13 protein-coding genes and 1 tRNA gene are annotated in these 17,564 nt (G+C 70.3%); 5 read left to right on the forward strand and 9 right to left on the reverse strand.

All coding sequences use genetic code 11. The annotated features are described in order from the left end of the window. Positions 1–8 precede the first annotated feature (8 nt). Genes thrC through argS form a run of 4 tightly spaced genes read right to left on the reverse strand, consistent with a single transcriptional unit; the run spans position 9 to position 5,485 of the window. Positions 9–1,115: a threonine synthase gene (gene thrC / locus ACQ7HM_RS07645; RefSeq protein ID WP_434215675.1), complete on the reverse strand. Its 1,107-nt coding sequence runs from the start codon at positions 1,113–1,115 to the stop codon at positions 9–11. Next, complete coding sequence (locus ACQ7HM_RS07650; RefSeq protein WP_434215676.1) at positions 1,108–2,418, reverse strand: homoserine dehydrogenase; 1,311 nt, start codon at positions 2,416–2,418, stop codon at positions 1,108–1,110. Before ACQ7HM_RS07650 ends, thrC begins: the two co-directional genes overlap by 8 nt. Next, complete coding sequence (lysA, locus tag ACQ7HM_RS07655) at positions 2,415–3,836, reverse strand: diaminopimelate decarboxylase (protein ID WP_434215677.1); 1,422 nt, start codon at positions 3,834–3,836, stop codon at positions 2,415–2,417. The genes ACQ7HM_RS07650 and lysA overlap by 4 nt, the downstream gene beginning before the upstream one ends. After that, positions 3,833–5,485, reverse strand: coding sequence for an arginine--tRNA ligase (gene argS / locus ACQ7HM_RS07660; protein ID WP_434215678.1), 1,653 nt, complete (start codon positions 5,483–5,485; stop codon positions 3,833–3,835). The genes lysA and argS overlap by 4 nt, the downstream gene beginning before the upstream one ends. Positions 5,486–5,616: 131 nt before the next feature. On the opposite strand from argS, the gene ACQ7HM_RS07665 reads away from it, so the two are divergent. From ACQ7HM_RS07665 to ACQ7HM_RS07680, 4 genes are all read left to right on the forward strand, one after another. Beyond that, positions 5,617–6,540, forward strand: a complete 924-nt coding sequence (locus tag ACQ7HM_RS07665) for a DUF3105 domain-containing protein (protein ID WP_434215679.1) — start codon at positions 5,617–5,619, stop codon at positions 6,538–6,540. 4 nt (positions 6,541–6,544) lie between these two features. After that, a complete protein-coding gene (locus tag ACQ7HM_RS07670; protein ID WP_434215680.1) occupies positions 6,545–7,312 on the forward strand; it encodes a DUF305 domain-containing protein in 768 nt (255 codons plus the stop codon). Between the two features lie 118 nt (positions 7,313–7,430). Next, positions 7,431–8,450 carry a fused (3R)-hydroxyacyl-ACP dehydratase subunits HadA/HadB gene (locus ACQ7HM_RS07675; protein ID WP_434215681.1) on the forward strand — a complete coding sequence of 340 codons (1,020 nt, stop codon included), beginning with the start codon at positions 7,431–7,433 and terminating at the stop codon, positions 8,448–8,450. Between the two features lie 119 nt (positions 8,451–8,569). Beyond that, the gene (locus ACQ7HM_RS07680) at positions 8,570–9,439 is read left to right on the forward strand and encodes a cyclopropane mycolic acid synthase family methyltransferase (protein ID WP_434215682.1); all 870 of its coding nucleotides are present in this window, start codon (positions 8,570–8,572) and stop codon (positions 9,437–9,439) included. A gap of 54 nt (positions 9,440–9,493) precedes the next feature. Here ACQ7HM_RS07680 and ACQ7HM_RS07685 read toward each other — a convergent pair whose 3' ends face one another. The 4 genes from ACQ7HM_RS07685 to ACQ7HM_RS07700 form a co-directional block, all read right to left on the reverse strand. Next, positions 9,494–10,786, reverse strand: a complete 1,293-nt coding sequence (locus ACQ7HM_RS07685) for a glycosyltransferase (RefSeq protein WP_434215683.1) — start codon at positions 10,784–10,786, stop codon at positions 9,494–9,496. Positions 10,787–10,835: 49 nt separating this feature from the next. Next, a tRNA-Arg gene (locus ACQ7HM_RS07690) sits at positions 10,836–10,911 on the reverse strand. 74 nt (positions 10,912–10,985) lie between these two features. Then, on the reverse strand, positions 10,986–13,970 hold the full coding sequence (locus ACQ7HM_RS07695) for an AAA family ATPase (protein WP_434215684.1): 2,985 nt from the start codon (positions 13,968–13,970) through the stop codon (positions 10,986–10,988). After that, a complete protein-coding gene (locus ACQ7HM_RS07700; protein WP_434215685.1) occupies positions 13,967–15,154 on the reverse strand; it encodes an exonuclease SbcCD subunit D in 1,188 nt (395 codons plus the stop codon). The genes ACQ7HM_RS07695 and ACQ7HM_RS07700 overlap by 4 nt, the downstream gene beginning before the upstream one ends. A gap of 80 nt (positions 15,155–15,234) precedes the next feature. On the opposite strand from ACQ7HM_RS07700, the gene ACQ7HM_RS07705 reads away from it, so the two are divergent. Beyond that, positions 15,235–16,851, forward strand: coding sequence for a molybdopterin-dependent oxidoreductase (locus tag ACQ7HM_RS07705; RefSeq protein WP_434215686.1), 1,617 nt, complete (start codon positions 15,235–15,237; stop codon positions 16,849–16,851). Here ACQ7HM_RS07705 and ACQ7HM_RS07710 read toward each other — a convergent pair. Next, a complete protein-coding gene (locus ACQ7HM_RS07710) occupies positions 16,838–17,521 on the reverse strand; it encodes a TetR/AcrR family transcriptional regulator (protein ID WP_434215687.1) in 684 nt (227 codons plus the stop codon). The two genes, ACQ7HM_RS07705 and ACQ7HM_RS07710, sit on opposite strands and share 14 nt — an antisense overlap. Between the last annotated feature and the right edge of the window lie 43 nt (positions 17,522–17,564).

Below are 17,564 nucleotides of genomic sequence, written 5' to 3' on the forward strand. Positions count from 1 at the left end.
CGCGACGGTCAGCTCAGATCGAGAGCGCGGGCGACGGCTGCGGGGTCGACATCGATGGCCTGGACCTCGGGCATCCCGGCCAGTGCGGTGTCGGGGTCCTTCAGTCCGTTGCCGGTCACGGTGCACACCACGGTCTCGCCGGCCGAGATCCAGCCGTCGGCGCGGGCGGCGAGCATCCCGGCGACGCCGGCCGCCGACGCCGGCTCGACGAACACGCCCTCGCGGCCGGCCACGAGACGATAGGCCTCGAGCAGCTTCTCGTCGGTGGCGGCGAGGAACTGTCCGCCGGAGGAGTCCTTCGCGTCGACCGCCTGCTGCCAGCTCGCCGGCGAACCGATGCGGATGGCGGTGGCGACGGTCTCGGGGTTCTTGACCGGGTGTCCGCTGACCAGCGGGGCCGCGCCGGCGGCCTGCACACCGAGCATGCGGGGGCGCGAGGAGGACACACCGTCGGCGTGGTACTCGGCGTAGCCCTTCCAATAGGCGGTGATGTTGCCCGCGTTGCCGACCGGCAGAGCGTGGACGTCGGGCGCGCGACCGAGGACGTCGACGATCTCGAACGCCGCGGTCTTCTGGCCCTCGATCCGCGCCGGGTTCACCGAGTTGACGAGCTCGATCTCGGAGAACTCCGCGGTGGCCTTGCGCGCCAGCTCGAGGCAGTCGTCGAAGTTTCCCTTGACCTGGATGATCTTGGCGCCGTGCATGACCGCCTGGGCCAGCTTGCCCATCGCGATCTTGCCGGTGGGGATGAGCACGGCACAGGTGATACCCGCCCTGGTGGCGTACGCCGCGGCCGAGGCAGAGGTGTTGCCGGTCGAGGCGCACAACACGGCGGTCTTGCCCTGGTTGACCGCGTTGCTGACCGCCATCGTCATACCGCGGTCCTTGAACGACCCGGTCGGGTTGGCGCCCTCGACCTTGAGGTACACCTCGCATCCGGTCAGCTCCGACAGGTGCGGCGCGCTGATCAGCGGGGTGCCACCCTCGAGCAGGGTGACCACCTTCCCGTCGGGTTCCACGGGAAGCCGATGCCGGTAGGCCTCGATGAGACCCGGCCAGGCGCGGTGGACGGCCTGGTCCCCGCTCCCCCCGCCGTGAATTCTGTTGTCAGTCATCTGTTCCCTCCAGGCGCAGGACGCTGGACACGCTCAGCACGGAATCGAGATCCTTGAGTGCGTCGACCGTCTCCGACAGCGCCGAGTCCGGCGCGCGGTGTGTGACGACGATGAGACGCGCGTTCTCCTCGGCGCCTTCCTGGCGCACGGTCGCGATGCTGACGTTGCGCGCGGAGAACTCCCCCGCCACGGTCGCCAACACACCAGGCCGGTCGGCCACCTTCATCGAGACGTAGTAGCGGGTGTTCACATCGCCCATCGGTGCGATCGGGAGCGACGCGTAGGTCGACTCGAGCGGACCGCGGCCACCGTGGACCTTGTTGCGGGCGGCCATCACCAGATCCCCCATGACCGCCGACGCGGTGGGGGCACCGCCGGCGCCCTGGCCGTAGAACATGAGCCGACCGGCGTTCTCGGCCTCGACGACGACCGCGTTGAACGCGCCGTTCACGCCCGCCAACGGGTGGGTCAGCGGCACGAGCGCCGGATACACCCTCGCCGAGATCCGTTGCCGCCCCGCGGAATCGACGATCCGTTCGCAGATCGAGAGCAGTTTGACCGTGCAATCCAACGTCGCCGCCGACGCCAGGTCGGCCGCGGTGATCGACGAGATGCCCTCGCGGTGCACGTCGCTCGCGGTCACGCGGCTGTGGAACGCGATGGACGCGAGGATCGCCGCCTTCGCCGCCGCGTCGTATCCCTCGACGTCGGCGGTGGGGTCGGCCTCGGCGTACCCGAGGCGCCCCGCCTCGGCCAGCACCGACTCGTAGTCGTCGCCGTCGGCGTCCATGGCGGAGAGGATGAAGTTGGTGGTGCCGTTGACGATCCCGGCCACGCGCTGCACCGTGTCGCCGGCCAGGGACTGCATCAGCGGTCGGATCACCGGGATGGCACCGGCGACCGACGCCTCGAAGTACAGGTCGACCTTTGCGTCGGCGGCCAGCGTCGCGAGCTCTCCGGTGTAGTCGGCCAGCAGGGCCTTGTTGGCGGTGACGACTGATTTGCCGTGCTCGAGCGCGCTCGCGATGAGCGAGCGGGGGATGTCGATGCCGCCGATGAGCTCGACGACGATGTCGACGTCGGGACGCACCACCAGTGCGGCGGGGTCGTCGGTCAGCAGCGACGTCGCGCACGCGCGCGCCTTGCCCAGGTCTCGCACGGCAACGCCGCGGATCTCGATCGGCGCACCCACGCGGGCCTGCAGGTCCTCGGAGTTCTGCAACAGGATGCGGACCACCTCGGCCCCCACGTTGCCCATACCCAGCACCGCGACCCCGATGGGTCGGCGCGAGTGTTCGGTCATTCGGTCACCTCCAGACTCAACAGATCCGCGACGGTCTCCCGCCGCAGCACCGGCCGCGACACACCGTCGCGTACGGCCACCACGGCCGGACGCGTCGCCATGTTGTACCGACTCGACATCGTGTAGCAGTACGCACCGGTCGCCGCGACGGCGAGGAGGTCACCGGGCGCCACGTCGTCGGGCAGCCAGCAGTCCTTGACGACGATGTCACCGCTCTCGCAGTGCTTCCCGACGACACGACTCACGACCGCGGTGGCCTGCGACGCCCGCGACACCAGGCGGACGTCGTACTCGGCCTGGTACAGCGAGGTGCGGATGTTGTCGCTCATCCCGCCGTCGACCGAGACGTAGCGCCGGTGTGCGCCACCGCCGATCGCGACGTCCTTCACCGTGCCGACGCGGTACAGGGTGACCGTGCCGGGGCCGGCGATCGCGCGCCCGGGTTCGACGGCGAGGATCGGGGTGGGCAGGCCGAGCCGGGCCGACTGTCGGGTCACGATGTCGACAAGCGTCGCGGCGACCTCGTCGACCGGTGGCGGATCGTCGCTGGGAATGTAGGAGATACCCAGTCCCCCACCGAGATCGAGCACCGACAGCTGGGTCGTCTTGTCGACGCCGAACTCCGCGACGACGTCGCTGAGCAGGCCCAGCACCCGGTGGGCGGCGAGTTCGAAACCGTCGAGATCGAAGATCTGCGAACCGATGTGGCTGTGCAGTCCCACCAGCCGCAGGTTGTCGGCGGCGAAGACCCTGCGCACCGCGTCCATCGCCACCCCACCGCTGAGCGAGAAGCCGAACTTCTGGTCCTCGTGGGCGGTGGAGATGAACTCGTGGGTGTGGGCCTCGACACCGACCGTCACGCGGATCAGGACATCGGCGATCACCCCCGCCGCACCGGCGGCGGCGTCGAGGCGTTCGATCTCGATCGCGGAGTCGACCACGATGTGCCCGACTCCGGCCTCGACGGCCTGGCGCAGTTCCTCGGGAGATTTGTTGTTGCCGTGCAACGCGATCCGGTGGGCGGGGAAGCCGGCGCGCAACGCGACGGTGAGTTCGCCGCCGGAGCAGACGTCGAGCGAGAGCCCCTCCTGCTCGACCCACCGCGCGATCTCGGTGCACAGGAACGCCTTCGACGCGTAGTGCACCCGACCGGTCGCACCGAAGGCGGCCAGCATGTCGGCACACCGCGACCGGAAGTCGGCCTCGTCGATCACGAACAGCGGCGTCCCGTGGTCGGCGGCGAGCTGCTCGACGCCGACTCCGGCCAGGGTCACGACACCGTCGCCGCCGCGGGCGGCGTTGCGCGGCCACACCGAGGCGGGCAGCTCGACGAGCTCGTCGGCAGACGCCGGGCGTTCGGACGGATGTGTACGGGGTGCGTCCTCGGCGTGGCGGGGACCTGCGGGGTGGGCCATCACATCCGCTCCGGCGCGCTGACGCCGACGAGGTCGAGCCCGTTGGCGATCACCTGGCGGGTGGCCGAGCACAGGGCCAGACGGGCGGCGTGGATGTCACCGGGCTCCTCGTCTCCCTGGGGCAGCACCCGACACCGGTCGTAGAACCGGTGGTAGGACGCGGCCAGACTCTCGAGGTATCGGCAGATCCGGTGGGGCTCACGCAGCTGCGCCGCCGTGGCCACCACGCCGGGGAAGTCGCCCAGGGTACGGATCAGTTCGCCCTCGGCGGGTTCGGCCAGCAACTCCAGATGCGCATCGGATGCGGTGATGCCGAGGTCGGTGGCGTTGCGCGCGATCGCCGAGAGGCGTGCGTGCGCGTATTGCACGTAGTAGACCGGGTTCTCGTTCGACTGCGTGGTGAGCAGGTCGAGATCGATGTCGAGATTGACGTCGACCGACGACCGGATCAACGAGTACCGGGCGCCGTCGACCCCCACGGCGTCGACGAGGTCGTCGAGGGTGATGACCGTGCCCGCGCGCTTGCTCATCCGCACCGGTACGCCGTCACGCACCAGGTTCACCATCTGACCGATGAGCACCTCGACGGTGGCCGGATCGTCACCGAGTGCTCCTGCGGCGGCCTTGAGGCGCTTGACGTATCCGTGATGGTCGGCGCCGAGCATGTAGATGCACAGGTCGAAGCCGCGGCGGCGCTTGTCGCGGAAGTAGGCGATGTCCCCGGCGATGTAGGCCGCCTCGCCGTCACGCTTGATGACGACCCGATCCTTGTCGTCGCCGAACTCGGTGGAGCGCAACCACCACGCGCCGTCGTTCTCGTAGAGATTGCCGTTGGCCTTCAACTCAGCGATGCACTCGTCGACGCTCCCGGACGTGAACATCGAGTTCTCGTGGGTGAACACCTCGAAGTGCGTGCCGAAGTCGTCGAGACTGCGCTTGATGTGGTCGAACATGAGCTCGACGCCGGTCGACCGGAACACCTCGAGTCGGTCGGCCTCGGGGCGTTCGAGCACACCGGGATTCGCGGCGACGACGTCGGCGGCGATCTCGCCGATGTAGGCGCCGGCGTATCCGTCCTCGGGAGTCGCCTCGCCCACCGCGGCCGCCTGCAGCGACCGTGCGAACCGGTCGATCTGGGTGCCGTGGTCGTTGAAGTAGTACTCGCGCGTCACCGCCGCACCCTGCGCGGCGAGAACACGGCCCAGTGCGTCGCCGACCGCCGCCCACCGGGTGCCACCGAGATGGATCGGCCCGGTCGGGTTCGCCGAGACGAACTCGAGGTTGATGGAGGTGCCCTGCAGGTCGCTGCCCCGGCCGTAGTCCCCCGCCGCCGAGAGCACCGCTGCCACCGTGGCGTTCTGGGTGGCCGCCGCGAGCCGGAGGTTGACGAATCCCGGGCCCGCGATCTCGGCCGAGGCGATGCTCGGCTGCGCACGGAGTTCCTCGACCAACCAGCCCGCGAGATCGCGCGGCGCCGTGGCCACCCGCTTGCCGATCTGCAGGGCGATGTTGGTGGCGTAGTCGCCGTGGTCGGGGTTGCGGGGCCGCTCGACGACCACCGTCTCGGGGACCACCGAGGTGTCGAGCCCGCGTCGGGTGAGCACCGTGGTGGTGGCATCACGCAACACGGTGGACAGATCGGTGGGAGTCACGAGGCACCATCCTATTGGCCTGTCACAGCGTGGGGACAATCGCGGTCGGACGCCCGCCGCGTTCGCGATCGACCGGCCCTGCCGCGGTGGCCAGTAGACTGTGCCGCGCATCCTCGAACCGAAAGGCAGTGATGGCGACCGAGAGCCCCCGGCCGGCACCGAATACGAGCTCGACGAACACCCCGTCGGCTCCGCCGGTCCCCCGCACGCCGTCCTCCCAGAAGAAGAAGAAGACCAAGCCGGGCACCGTCCCCGTGGTCAAGGCGGGCGGACGCCGCCCCATCCCGTGGATGACGATCGCCGCGGTCGTCGTCGTCGTCGCCATCGTCGGCGGCCTCGCCGCGTACCTGGCACCGAAGTACATCGACCGCGAGGAGACCCAGAAGTTCGTCCCCTCGGCCTCGAACCCCGACCCCTCCGACGACATCCCCGGCGTGGTGAAGATCTTCTACCCCGCGGGTCAGCACGTCTCCCCCACCCAGCGTGTCGCGTACGACCAGTCGCCGCCGTTCGGCGGACCGCACGACGCCGTGTGGGCCACCTGCACCGGGATCGTCTACCCGAACCCGCTGCGCACCGAGAACGCGGTCCACGCACTCGAGCACGGCTCGATCTGGATCACCTACAACCCACAGACGGTGAAGTCCGGCGACATCGACGTCCTCAAGAGCAAGGTCGAGGGTCGGCCGTACACCCTGATGTCGCCCTACCCCGGTCTGAGCACCCCGATCTCGCTGCAGTCGTGGGGCCACCAGCTCAAGCTGCAGTCCGCCGGCGACCCACGGGTGGACCACTTCATCACCGCGCTGCGCCGCAACTCGCAGACCAACGTCTACCCCGGTCAGCCGCAGCAGTCGTCGTATCCCGAGGTCGGCGCCGAATGTGCCGCCATCCCCGGTGCGTTCGACCCGAGCAACCCCCCGCCCGCCGACTCCGGGCCCGTCCCCGCGAACGCGGTCCCGATGAACGGTGCGGGAACGCAGCAGGCGACCGACGAGTCCGGCGCGGCCGGCGGAGCCACCGTCCCCGCCCCGACCTCGACACCGGCGGGCTGAGTCCATGAGCACCGACACGACCGTCGTCCCCGACGACACCGACACCGGACACGACCGCCGTTCGTCGCTGCGCAGACAACTACCGGCGCTGCTCGCCCTCGGCGGGGTGGCGCTGCTGTTGATCGGCGTGGGTGTCGGCCTGCTGGTGGGCCGCACCGTGGACTCGAGCACCGGTTCCGACGCCACTCCGGCCTCCGACTCCGCGGCCGTCGGGTTCGCCCAGGACATGTCGACGCACCACTCGCAGGGCGTGGAGATGGCCACCATCGCACTGAGCAAGGGTTCCGACCCCCAGGTGCGGTCGCTGGCCTACGACATCCTCACCCAGCAGACCAACCAGATCGGTCAGATGCAGTCGTGGCTGACCCGGTGGGGCTATCCGCTCGACAACCCGTCGACCGCGATGGACTGGATGAGCGATCACCACTCGATGTCGGACGGCTCGATGTCGGGGTCGATGTCCGGTGCGATGTCGATGACCGCGGGCAACGGGACGACGACGCCACTCATGCCCGGGATGGCCACCGCGAGCGAGATGACCCGGCTGCGGGCGATGAGCGGGACCGCGCTCGACGCCTACTTCCTGCAGCTGATGTTGCGTCACCACCAGGGCGGTCTGCCGATGATGGAGTACGCGGCCGATCCCGAGCACGTCTCGCAGGACTACGAGCGCACGCTCGCGCAGCAGATGATCAACACGCAGGAGAACGAGGCGCAGACGATGACGGCCATGCTGTCCGAACGCGGTGTCGCGCCCCTGTCGATGAACTGACGACCGGCGACCCCACCCGGGCACGCGTCGCGCAGATCGTCGCGTCGCGCACTCGTGTGCGACGATGATCGGCGATTCTTCGCCCCATCACAGTTGATCGCCAACCACCGAGGAGATCGTGAAGCCCGAGGACGTCAGCTCCGAAGATCGTGACTGGACGCAGTACTACCGCCCCGACGACCACTATCAGATCGGTCGCGAGGAGATCCGGGAGTTCGCCCGCTCGATGAAGGACGGCCACATCGTCCACTGGCACGAGAAGGCGGCCGCCGAGCGCGGACACAGCGGGCTGGTCGCGCCCCTGACCTTCACCGCCCGACTCGCGGGCAGTGGTCTGAACTGGCTGCTCGACAACGTGCTCCTCGAGTACGACACCAGCGCATTCGTCCAGACCGATCAGGTGTTCACCTACCACCGCCCCATGCACGCCGGGGACCGTCTGTCTCTGACCATGGGACTCACCCCGATCCGCCAGAAGGCCGGCGGCGACACGATCATCGTCGAGGGTCTGCTGATCAACGACAGCGGCGAGCTGGTCGCGTCGCTCCTGACGACCGCGGCGGGTCGGCGTGGCGCACACGCCGAACCCGCACTGGCCGCCGCACTGTCGGATGTGATGATGGGCGATTTCTCGCCGCCCACGACGACCGGGTGGCACGAGATCGACGGCGTACCGACCCCGGCGATCGGTACGTGGGACCACGACCTCGACGCGGCCGTGCCGCGCTTCTCCGACGTCTCCGTCGGCGACGTCCTGCCGTCGAGGACGGTGACCCTGCGCCGAGGCGACCTCGTCAACTACGCCGGGATCTCCGCCGACTGGAACCCGATCCACTGGAGCGAGCGGGCGGCGGGCATCGTCGGACTCGACACCTGCGCCGCGCACGGGATGCTGACGATGGGCATCGGGTCGTCGTTCGTGACCGGTTGGGTGGGAGATCCGACAGCCGTTCGCGATTATCGTGTGCGGTTCACCGGAATCGCCTACGTCGCCGAGGATGCTCCCGCCGAGGTCGAATACACTGGACGGGTCAAATCGCTGGACGAACAGGCGAGGACGGCTACCATCGCGCTCGGAGCGACCTTCCGGGGCAAGCGGATCTTCGGTCGCGCAACCGCCACGGTGGCGCTGAGATGACCGCGGCGCCGGTGTCCTCACCCGCCGGCGCGCAATCACCGATCGAGCCCACACCGGAGCGTGGGCACCACACGACCACTGGCTCCTCGCTGGTGCGAGCACACGAAAGAGGTTCACCTGTGACCACCGAAACACCGTTCTTCGAGGACGTTCAGGCCCACTACGACCTGAGCGACGATTTCTTCGCCCTCTTCCTCGACGAGTCGCGCACCTACAGCTGCGCATACTTCGAGCGTGAGGACATGACGCTCAACGAGGCACAGCTCGCGAAGATCGACCTGTCGCTGGGCAAGCTCGGCCTCGAGCCCGGCATGACCCTCCTCGACGTCGGCTGCGGCTGGGGCGCCACCGCGCTGCGCGCGATGGAGAAGTACGGCGTCAACGTGATCGGCCTGACCCTGAGCAAGAACCAGTACGGCCACGTCAAGAAGCTCGTCGAGGCCAAGGCCGCCGAGACCGGCCTCTCGGGCGACATCCGCCTGCAGGGCTGGGAGGAGTTCGACGGCAAGGTCGACCGCATCGTCAGCATCGGCGCCTTCGAGCACTTCCGCTTCGAGCGCTACGAGCAGTTCTTCAACTTCGCGTACAACGCGCTGCCCGCCGACGGCAAGATGCTGCTCCACACCATCACCGCCTACGGACTCTCGCACCACCACGAGACCGGCAACAAGATCAGCAAGGACGATTTCGCGTTCCTGCGTTTCATCGCGACCGAGATCTTCCCCGGCGGACAGCTCCCGCTGCCCAAGCAGGTCACCGACGGCGCGAGCGCCGCGGGCTTCACCGTGGAGAAGGTCCAGCCGCTGCAGCTGCACTACGCGCGCACCCTCGACGCGTGGAGCAAGGCCCTCGGCGAGCACCGCGACGAGGCCATCGCCCTGTGTGGGCGGGCCAACTACAACACCTACGTGAAGTACTTGAGCGGCTGCGCCGCGTCGTTCCGCAAGGACATGATCGACGTCATGCAGTTCACCTGCGTCAAGGGCTGATCACCCGGCGGTGACCGCCGCCCGACGAACGCACACGACCATCGAGTCGGCGTCTCACACCGCTACGCGGGTGAACGCCGACTCGATGCGTTTCGCGGCATCGTCGACCGCGGCGTCCGGTGCGATGAGGCGTGCTCCGAGTTCGCGCGCCCGCATCACCGTGGCCGGGTCGGCCAGCACCCGGAGCCCCGCCGCCAGTCGGTCGGCGTCGAGGACCGACAGACGCGTGGCCGTCCCGACACCCAGTCGGGTGACCTGCGCGCCCCAGTGGGCCTGATCGGCGCCGGCCGCGCACACCATCGTGGGCAGACCGGCCCGCAGTGTGGCCGCGGTCGTTCCCGCTCCTCCGTGGTGCACGGCCGCGGCGAGACGGGGAAGCACCGTGGGATGGTCGAGTCGGCCGGCGACGAAGACGTGCGGATGGTCGGGGTCGACGCCGCCGGGCCGATCCCCGACCCCCACCAGCGCACGGACCCCCGTGGCGCGAGTCGCCTCGGCGACGGCCCGGTGCACCGCATCGGTGTCGGCGACCGGCGCGCTCCCGAAGGCGATGAGCACCGGCGGCTCACCCCCGTCGAGCCAGTCGTCGAGACCGCCGGCGTCCGACGACGAATCCCCGGCGGGCCGCCGGTCGGCGGGGAGGTCGAAGAACCCGACGACGGGTTTGCGGTCGTCCCATTCGGCGGCGAGACCGGGGAACAGAGCGGGGTCGTACGCCTGGATCTGCAGTGTGTTCGACCGGCGCAGCCGCGCGGGCATGGACTCGGTCGCTTCCGGGAGGCCCAACGAGGCGCGGAACCGGTTCTGTGACGACCTCGAGAACGTCCACGTGAGGGTGTCGATCACGCGCCACGACGCACGGTTGACCATCGGCGGCAGCCGGTGGCGCGTGGGGACGGCACAGATCGCGCCGTTCTCCGACATCGCGCACAGTCGCACCGTGGCCGTCGGGACATCGAGGCGCTCGGCGAGGTCGGCGACGCGGTCCTGGCCCAGTGGGCCGCTGACGAGGCCGTCGAGCCTCGTCGTGCCCGCGAGGTCGAGCACGAGTGACGCGAGATCGGCGTCGAAGCGCGCGAATCCCTCACGCACCTGTGCCTGCGCCAGACGGAGTTTCGTGAGCGGGTTGCCGGTGGACAGGATGCGGCGGGCACGGTCGGACTGCCAGTACGACTCGCTGTCGAACCCCACAGGGTGGGCCGACAGGCCCATCTCCCGGGCAAGGGCGACGTAGTTGGGCGGCAACGCCAGCTCGACGTCGTGACCGCGGCGGAGGAGCTCGAGCCCGAGGCACAGGCCCGGCTGCACATCGCCCCGGCTGCCGTAGAAGGACAGCAGCAATTTCATGAAACGAGCCTAGATTCGCCGCGATATGACCGCAGGACGAGAAGTGTGATGGTGCCCCCGGCAGGATTCGAACCTGCGGCCTTCCGCTCCGGAGGCGGACGCTCTATCCCCTGAGCTACGGGGGCTCGATGGGCCAGGAAAGACTATCGCACCGGCATCCCCGCCCCCAAAGTCGGTGGTGGGGACGTCCGGCGACCGGTCAGACCACGGCACCCACCATGGCCAGACGTGAACCCGCCTCCGCCCGGATCACGTGGAGCTGGGCGGGGATCCGCGCCTTCATCTCGTCGACGTGACTCACGACACCGACGACCCGGCCACCGGAACGGAGGTCGTCGAGGACCCGCATGACCAGGTCGAGGGCCTCGGGGTCGAGGGTGCCGAAACCCTCGTCGATGAACATGGTGTCGAGGACACGACCGCCGGACTCGGCCGACACGACATCGGCCAGGCCCAGCGCCAGCGCGAGCGACGCGAAGAACGTCTCCCCGCCCGACAGAGTCGTGGCCGGGCGCACCGCGCCGGTGTACTCGTCGCGCACCTCGATCCCGAGTCCGCTGCGTCGACCACGTGACGCCGCCGCATCGGTGTGGGCGAATTCGTAGCGGCCCGAGGACATCTCGCGCAGACGGGTTGACGCCGCGACCAACACCTCCTCGAGTCGGGCCGCGAGCACGTAGGAGCGCAGCGACATCTGCCGGGAGTTCTGTCCCCGGCCCGCGACCAGATCGGCCAGCCCCGACACCTCCTGGTCGCGCTCGAGCACCGGTGCCAGCACCGACAGCGCCGACCAGTATCCCGCCGCGAGATCCTGGAGTCGGGCGAAGCGGTCAGCGGCCCGTGAATGTCGTTGGGTGGCCGCGTCGAGAGCCGCCGCGGTGGCGTCGCGGTGCCGCGCGCGCTCGGCGAGGTCGGTGGGTGCCGCGGCGGCGGCCGCGGCCACCTCCGGGTCGTCGAGGGTCGCCACCGCGTGCGCGCGGATAGCGGACGCCTGGCCGATCTGGTCGTCCCAGGACGCGATGGTCATCGGGTCGGCCAGGGCCGCACCGGCCTGCGCGACATCGGCGAATCCGGCCCGGGCGGCGACCGCCTCGATCCTCCGGTCGATCTCGCGGGTTCGGGCGTCGGCGTTCTGGGCGGCGACACGGGCGTCCCGCAGCACCGTCGACGCTCGACACAGTGCCGCGAGACGGGCGCGACGCTCGTGCACCGTCCCGGTCCCGCCGGTGGCCGCCGACACCTCGGCGTCGAGGTCGGCGAGGTCGGCACGCAGGGCGGCGATGCGTTCACGAAGTGCGGCCTGCGTTTCGCGTGTCGCGAGTGTGCGCGATCCGAGATCGTCGATGCGGGAGGCGATCTCGTCGACGGCGGCGACGCGTGCGGCGAGGTGTGACGCGGCCGCGGCGACGGTGTCGAGCTCGGCGACGAGACGCGAGACCTCGCCCGCAGCGGCGTCGACCGACATCCCGCGGGACGCCTCGGCCGCGACCGCGCACTCCCGTTCGGCCGCCGCGAGCCGGTCGACCGCGGCCGCCCGACGGTCGGCGGCCTGCTTCTCCGCGTAGTCGGCGTCGATCTGTTCGCCCTCCGACACCGGGTCACCGGTCGCGGCGGCGGGGGCCGGGTGTTCGGTCGCCCCGCACACCGCGCAGTGTTCCCCCGCGCGCAGATGCCCGGCGAGTTCGGCCGCCATCCCGTCGATCCGGCGTTGCTGCAGCGTCAGCTGCCGCTCCCGGGTGGCGAGATGCCGTTCGCGCGCCGCGGCGGCGGCCGCACGGTCACGGGTCACCTTCTCCTCGAGTGCGGGGAGCCGCTGCGCCGCAGTGTGTATGGCGCGGGCGGTGGTCAGCTGATCCTGCAGACCGGGGAGCCGGGTCCGCATGGTCCGGGCGGCATCGACCGCCTCCTGCGCCGCGAGACGTGCGGCCGGCAGCGACACCGACTCGCGGTCCATCTCCTCGAGGGCGGCAGCGGCGGCCGCCGACTCGGCCTCCAGGGCGTCGATGGTGGAGACGATCTGCGGCCGCCGACCCGCGCGTTCGGCGACGGGGGCCAGCCGGCCCGACTCGGCCGACCATCGGTCGATGTGGGCGTCGATGGTCGCGGTGTCGGAATCTGCAGGGGGCCAGGAGAGCCGGGCGAGGAGGGACGCCCCCTCGGGGTCATCGGGGACGGACCGGGTGGCGTCGGCGAGCGTCGCCTGCGCCCGCACGTCTCGCTCGGCGGCGCGGTCACGGTCGTCGATCAGGGGGCGGATCGGCTCGGCGCGTCGCGCCGCGTCGAGGGCGTGGCGCGCGGACTCGAGCAGGTCGTGACCGCTGTCGAGGGCGGCGAGGCGGGTACGTGCGAGCGCGGCCCGCTCCTGCAGGTCATGGGTGCGGGTGGCGACGGCGAGTGCGGCGTCGGCGGCCTGTGCCGACGCCCGTGCCCGGTGCAGTTCGGCTGCGGCCTCGGTCGCCTCGACGCCGGCGGTGTCGAGATGGGTCTGCGCCCAGTCGGGATCGCCCTCGGTCGGGTGGTCGTCGCCGACGAGGCCGGCGATCTGCGCCGCGATCCGGTCGACGGTCTGCTCGCGTTCACCACGTTCGACGCGGGTCGCCCGCGCCCTGTCCCGCAGCCACCCCTCGAGGTCGTTGAAGCGGTCGGTCTCGAAGAGCTTCTCGAGCAACGTCTCCCGGTCGTCGGTGGCGGCGCGCAGGAAACGGGCGAAGTCGCCCTGGGGCAGCAGTACCACCTGGAAGAACTGCTCGGCACTCATGCCGAGGATGCGGGAGATCACCTCCCCGATGTCGCTCAGGCGACTGAGCCCCGGCCCGGAACCGTCGAGCCACACGAGGGTGCCCGCCGCCGGAACGGTCGTGAACCCGTCGCCCCGCTTCTTGCGGCGACGGTGCTCGGGCGACCGGGCCACCCGCATGCGACGGCCTCCGATGGTCGCCTCGAGCACGACGCGGGGGATGTCGCCGGCGGTTGCGTGGTCCGACACCAGACGACGATCGGTGTCCCGTGCACCCGGCACGCGTCCGAACAGGGCGAACGCGACGGCATCGAGGACGGTGGTCTTGCCCGCCCCGGTCTGACCGTGGAGCAGGAACAACCCGTCGCACCCGAGGGCGTCGAAGTCGACGACGGCCTCCTCGGCGAACGGACCGAAGGCACTCATCTGCAGGGAGTGCAGCCTCATGCGGTGAGACCGGTATCGAGCTCGAACAGTGTGAGTTCGACCGGGTGGTCGGACTCGGGTTCCCCGACCACGGCGCGGACCGCGAGGTCGAGCAGGGCGGTCTCCCCCGGTGTCGGCGCGCTGCGCACATCGGCGACGAACGACCGCACGATCTCGGTGTCGGACCGGTTCACCACCCGGCTCCGGTAGTCGATGCCGTCGGCGGCGTGGGGGCGATCCCACTCCACGTGGACCACGCGCGGGAAGCGGGTTCGTAGGCGCCGCAACGCATCCACGGGCCGGACCTCGTCGGTCAGGGACGCCTCGACGTAGTGCTCGACCGCGGTCTCGTGTGCCGGGGAGTGCAGGAGCTCGTCGAGGGTGCCGCGCAACGAACTCAGTCCGCGTACCGGCACGAGCTCGACGGTGCGGATGTCGGTCACCCCGTCCGCGTCGAGATCGATGATCGTCACCGCCTTGGTGTGACTGCGCTCACCGAAGGAGTACGGCAGCGGTGAACCGCTGTACCGCACGGTCTCCCGCACCGCCTGCGGGGAGTGCAGGTGACCCAGCGCGACGTAGTCGACGCCGTCGAAGGTGTCGACCGGGACCGTCTCGACGCCGCCGACCGCGATCGACCGCTCCGAGCCCGTGGCGACCGCACCCACCACGAACGCGTGGGCCAGCACCACGGAGCGACGAGGATGCGCGGCGAGATGGCCCCGCACGCGATCCATCGCCGCGGCGAGCACCTCGGAATGGCTGCGCGCCTGCGGGACATCGAGTCGGTCACGCACGGTGTCGGGCTCGAGGTAGGGGATGCCGTAGATCGCGACCTCGCCGTGGGCGTCGGTCAGCACCACCGGCTCGGCGATGGCGTCGACGGTGGTCCGCAGGTGTAGGCCACCCGCCGCGGCGAACGACGACCCCGCCCCGAGGCGGGTCGGTGAGTCGTGGTTGCCGGAGGTGACGACGAGGGTGGCGCCGGCGGCGGCCATCGCCTGGAGCGCGCCGTCGTAGACCTCGACGGCGTCGGATCCGGGCACCGACCGGTCGTAGACGTCACCCGCCACGACGACCACGTCGACGCCCTCCTCGGTGACGAGTCGCGCGAGATCCGCCAACGCACGGCGTTGATCGTCGAGGAGCTCGACGCCGTGGAAGGTCCGACCGATGTGCCAGTCGGAGGTGTGCAGGATGCGCATGGTCCCACCGTAGGTGCGGGCACCGACAGGTCTCGGGAACCACGCAGGCGTGCCCGCCGACCGCGTGGATACTGGAGCGGGTGACCACCACACCCGACCGTCTCGACGCCGACTCGAACACGAATGACAGGGGCACCCGCCGCCCGGGGCCCGACCGCACGGTGATCGCCCTGCGCGCCCTCAACGGTGTCGTCGCGGCGGCGGTGACGATCGGTGTCGGCCAGCTGGTCGCGGCATTGTTCGACAGGGCGGCCTCACCGCTCTACGCGGTCGGGGCCGCGGTCATCGATCTGACCCCGAAGGCCGTTCGCGAGTTCGCGATCAGCACCTTCGGCACGGGCGACAAGGTCGCACTGCTGGTCGGCATCGGGATCATCGTCGCCGTCCTGGCGGTGATCGCCGGCGTCATCGAACGTCGGGCGCGTTCCTGGGGGTCGGCGATGTTCGCCGCGTTCGGCGTCCTCGGGGTCGCCGCCGCGGTCACCCGCCCCGGCGGTGGCGTCGACTGGTTCGTCCCGACCGTCGTCGGTGTCGTCGCCGGCATCGTGTTCCTGCAGTGGATGGCCCGCCGCCTCGATCCGGTCACCGAGGCCATCCCGGACACGACCGACGAACCGGGCGTCACCCCCGAGGTCTCCACGACCGACCGTCGTGCATTCCTCGTCGCGGCCGGCACCGCCGGCGCGGGGGCCGTCATCGCCGGGGTGGGCGGCGTCGCCCTCGATCACCGACTCAACGACGTCGGTCGCGATCGCGCCGGTTTCGTGGTGCCCGGCGCGACGAACTCGGTCGACACCGCCGCCGACGGTGGCGACGGACTCCCCTCGTTCATCACGTCGAACAGCGATTTCTACCGTATCGACACCGCGCTGTCGCCGCCCCAGATCACCAGCGGCGCATGGTCTCTGCGTGTCCACGGCATGGTCGACCGCGAGTTCGAGATCGACATGGCCCAGCTGCGACGCATGCCGGCCATCGAGAAGATGGTCACGCTCACCTGCGTGTCGAACGAGGTCGGCGGCACCCTCATCGGCAATGCGACGTGGACGGGGTACCGCGTACGGGACCTGCTGGCCCGTGCCGGCCCGTCGCCCGACGCCGACATGGTGCTCTCCCGCAGTTCCGACGGTTTCACCGCCGGTACCCCGATCGAGGCGTTCACCGACGATCGCGACTCGATCCTCGCGGTGGCGATGAACGGGTCCCCGCTCCCCGTCGAACACGGATATCCGGCGCGACTGGTGGTGCCGGGTCTCTACGGCTACGTCTCGGCGACCAAGTGGGTCACCTCGCTGGAGGTCACCCGGTTCGACCGGGCGAAGGCGTACTGGTCGACGCGCGGGTGGTCGGAGAAGGGACCCATCAAGACCAGCTCGCGGATCGACGTGCCCCGCAACCTCGCCGAGGTGCGTGCCGGCCGCGTCATGGTCGGCGGCGTGGCGTGGGCGCAGCCGCGCGGCATCAACGCGGTGCAGGTACGTGTCGACGACGGCGCGTGGCGTACCGCGACGTTGCGCGCACCCGATCTGGTCGACACGTGGCGGCTGTGGAGTTGGGAATGGGACGCCACGCCCGGCGATCACGTGCTGACCGTGCGGGCGATCGACGGTGAGGGCAGGCAGCAGTCAGCGGTCGAGTCACGCCCCGACCCCGACGGGGCCACCGGCCTGCACTCGATCTCGGTCACCGTGCGCTGAGCGCCCCCGGCACGACGGGGGTGGCACGCGCGGTGATCCACTCGCACAGCAGCGCAATCGATGTCCGTGCCTGGGCGTCGTCGCGATCGACCAGCCACCACTGGATCATCCCGTAGATCAGCTGCAGTGCGGCCCGCACGACCGACCGCTCGGCCCCGTCCCATGTCATCGCGGTGCGCGCCCCGATCGCGGTCAGGTAGCGCAACCCGTACTCCTCGGCGAGATCGTTCTGTCGTGCCGCGGTGGAGTAGGCACCCGATGTCGACGGCGCCCGCAACGACACGACCGTCGACTCGATGAGCACCAGCCAGCGCTCGGGGACCTCGTGGACCACCTCGAGCACCGAGGTGAGGGCCCCGGTCAGGAGCGCCCGTAGTTCCTCGGCACCGATGGGTCCGGGAACACCGGCCGGTGCGACGTCGGCTCCCAGGTCGTCGAGGCTCTCCACCCGCAGGAACGCCTGCAGGTGGTCGCCGACGGCCCGTTCGATCATCGCGGCCATCAGCGCGTCCTTGCTGTCGAAGCAGTAGTGGACGATCCCCAGGGACACGCCCGCCTCCTCGGCCACGGCGCGGACCGTCACCGACGACATCCCGGTGCGCTGCGCGAGGTCGAGAGCGCAGTCGATCAGCTGGACACGGCGCTGATCGATGGACAGACGGGACAACATCGGCCCAGTACATCCGACCTGCTCAGGCACCGTCAACCGCAAC

Origin of the sequence: Williamsia sp. MIQD14 (genome assembly GCF_051025635.1) — a bacterium.
GTDB lineage: Bacteria > Actinomycetota > Actinomycetes > Mycobacteriales > Mycobacteriaceae > Williamsia_A.

What these genes read in the sequence shown, in the direction of transcription:
- ACQ7HM_RS07710 (WP_434215687.1), bottom strand. Translation starts at nt 17,521, where the DNA reads ATGTTGTCCCGTCTGTCCATCGATCAGCGCCGTGTCCAGCTGATCGAC.
- thrC (WP_434215675.1), bottom strand. Translation starts at nt 1,115, where the DNA reads ATGACTGACAACAGAATTCACGGCGGGGGGAGCGGGGACCAGGCCGTC.
- ACQ7HM_RS07650 (WP_434215676.1), bottom strand. Translation starts at nt 2,418, where the DNA reads ATGACCGAACACTCGCGCCGACCCATCGGGGTCGCGGTGCTGGGTATG.
- ACQ7HM_RS07700 (WP_434215685.1), bottom strand. Translation starts at nt 15,154, where the DNA reads ATGCGCATCCTGCACACCTCCGACTGGCACATCGGTCGGACCTTCCAC.
- ACQ7HM_RS07685 (WP_434215683.1), bottom strand. Translation starts at nt 10,786, where the DNA reads ATGAAATTGCTGCTGTCCTTCTACGGCAGCCGGGGCGATGTGCAGCCG.
- ACQ7HM_RS07670 (WP_434215680.1), top strand. Translation starts at nt 6,545, where the DNA reads ATGAGCACCGACACGACCGTCGTCCCCGACGACACCGACACCGGACAC.
- ACQ7HM_RS07665 (WP_434215679.1), top strand. Translation starts at nt 5,617, where the DNA reads ATGGCGACCGAGAGCCCCCGGCCGGCACCGAATACGAGCTCGACGAAC.
- ACQ7HM_RS07695 (WP_434215684.1), bottom strand. Translation starts at nt 13,970, where the DNA reads ATGAGGCTGCACTCCCTGCAGATGAGTGCCTTCGGTCCGTTCGCCGAG.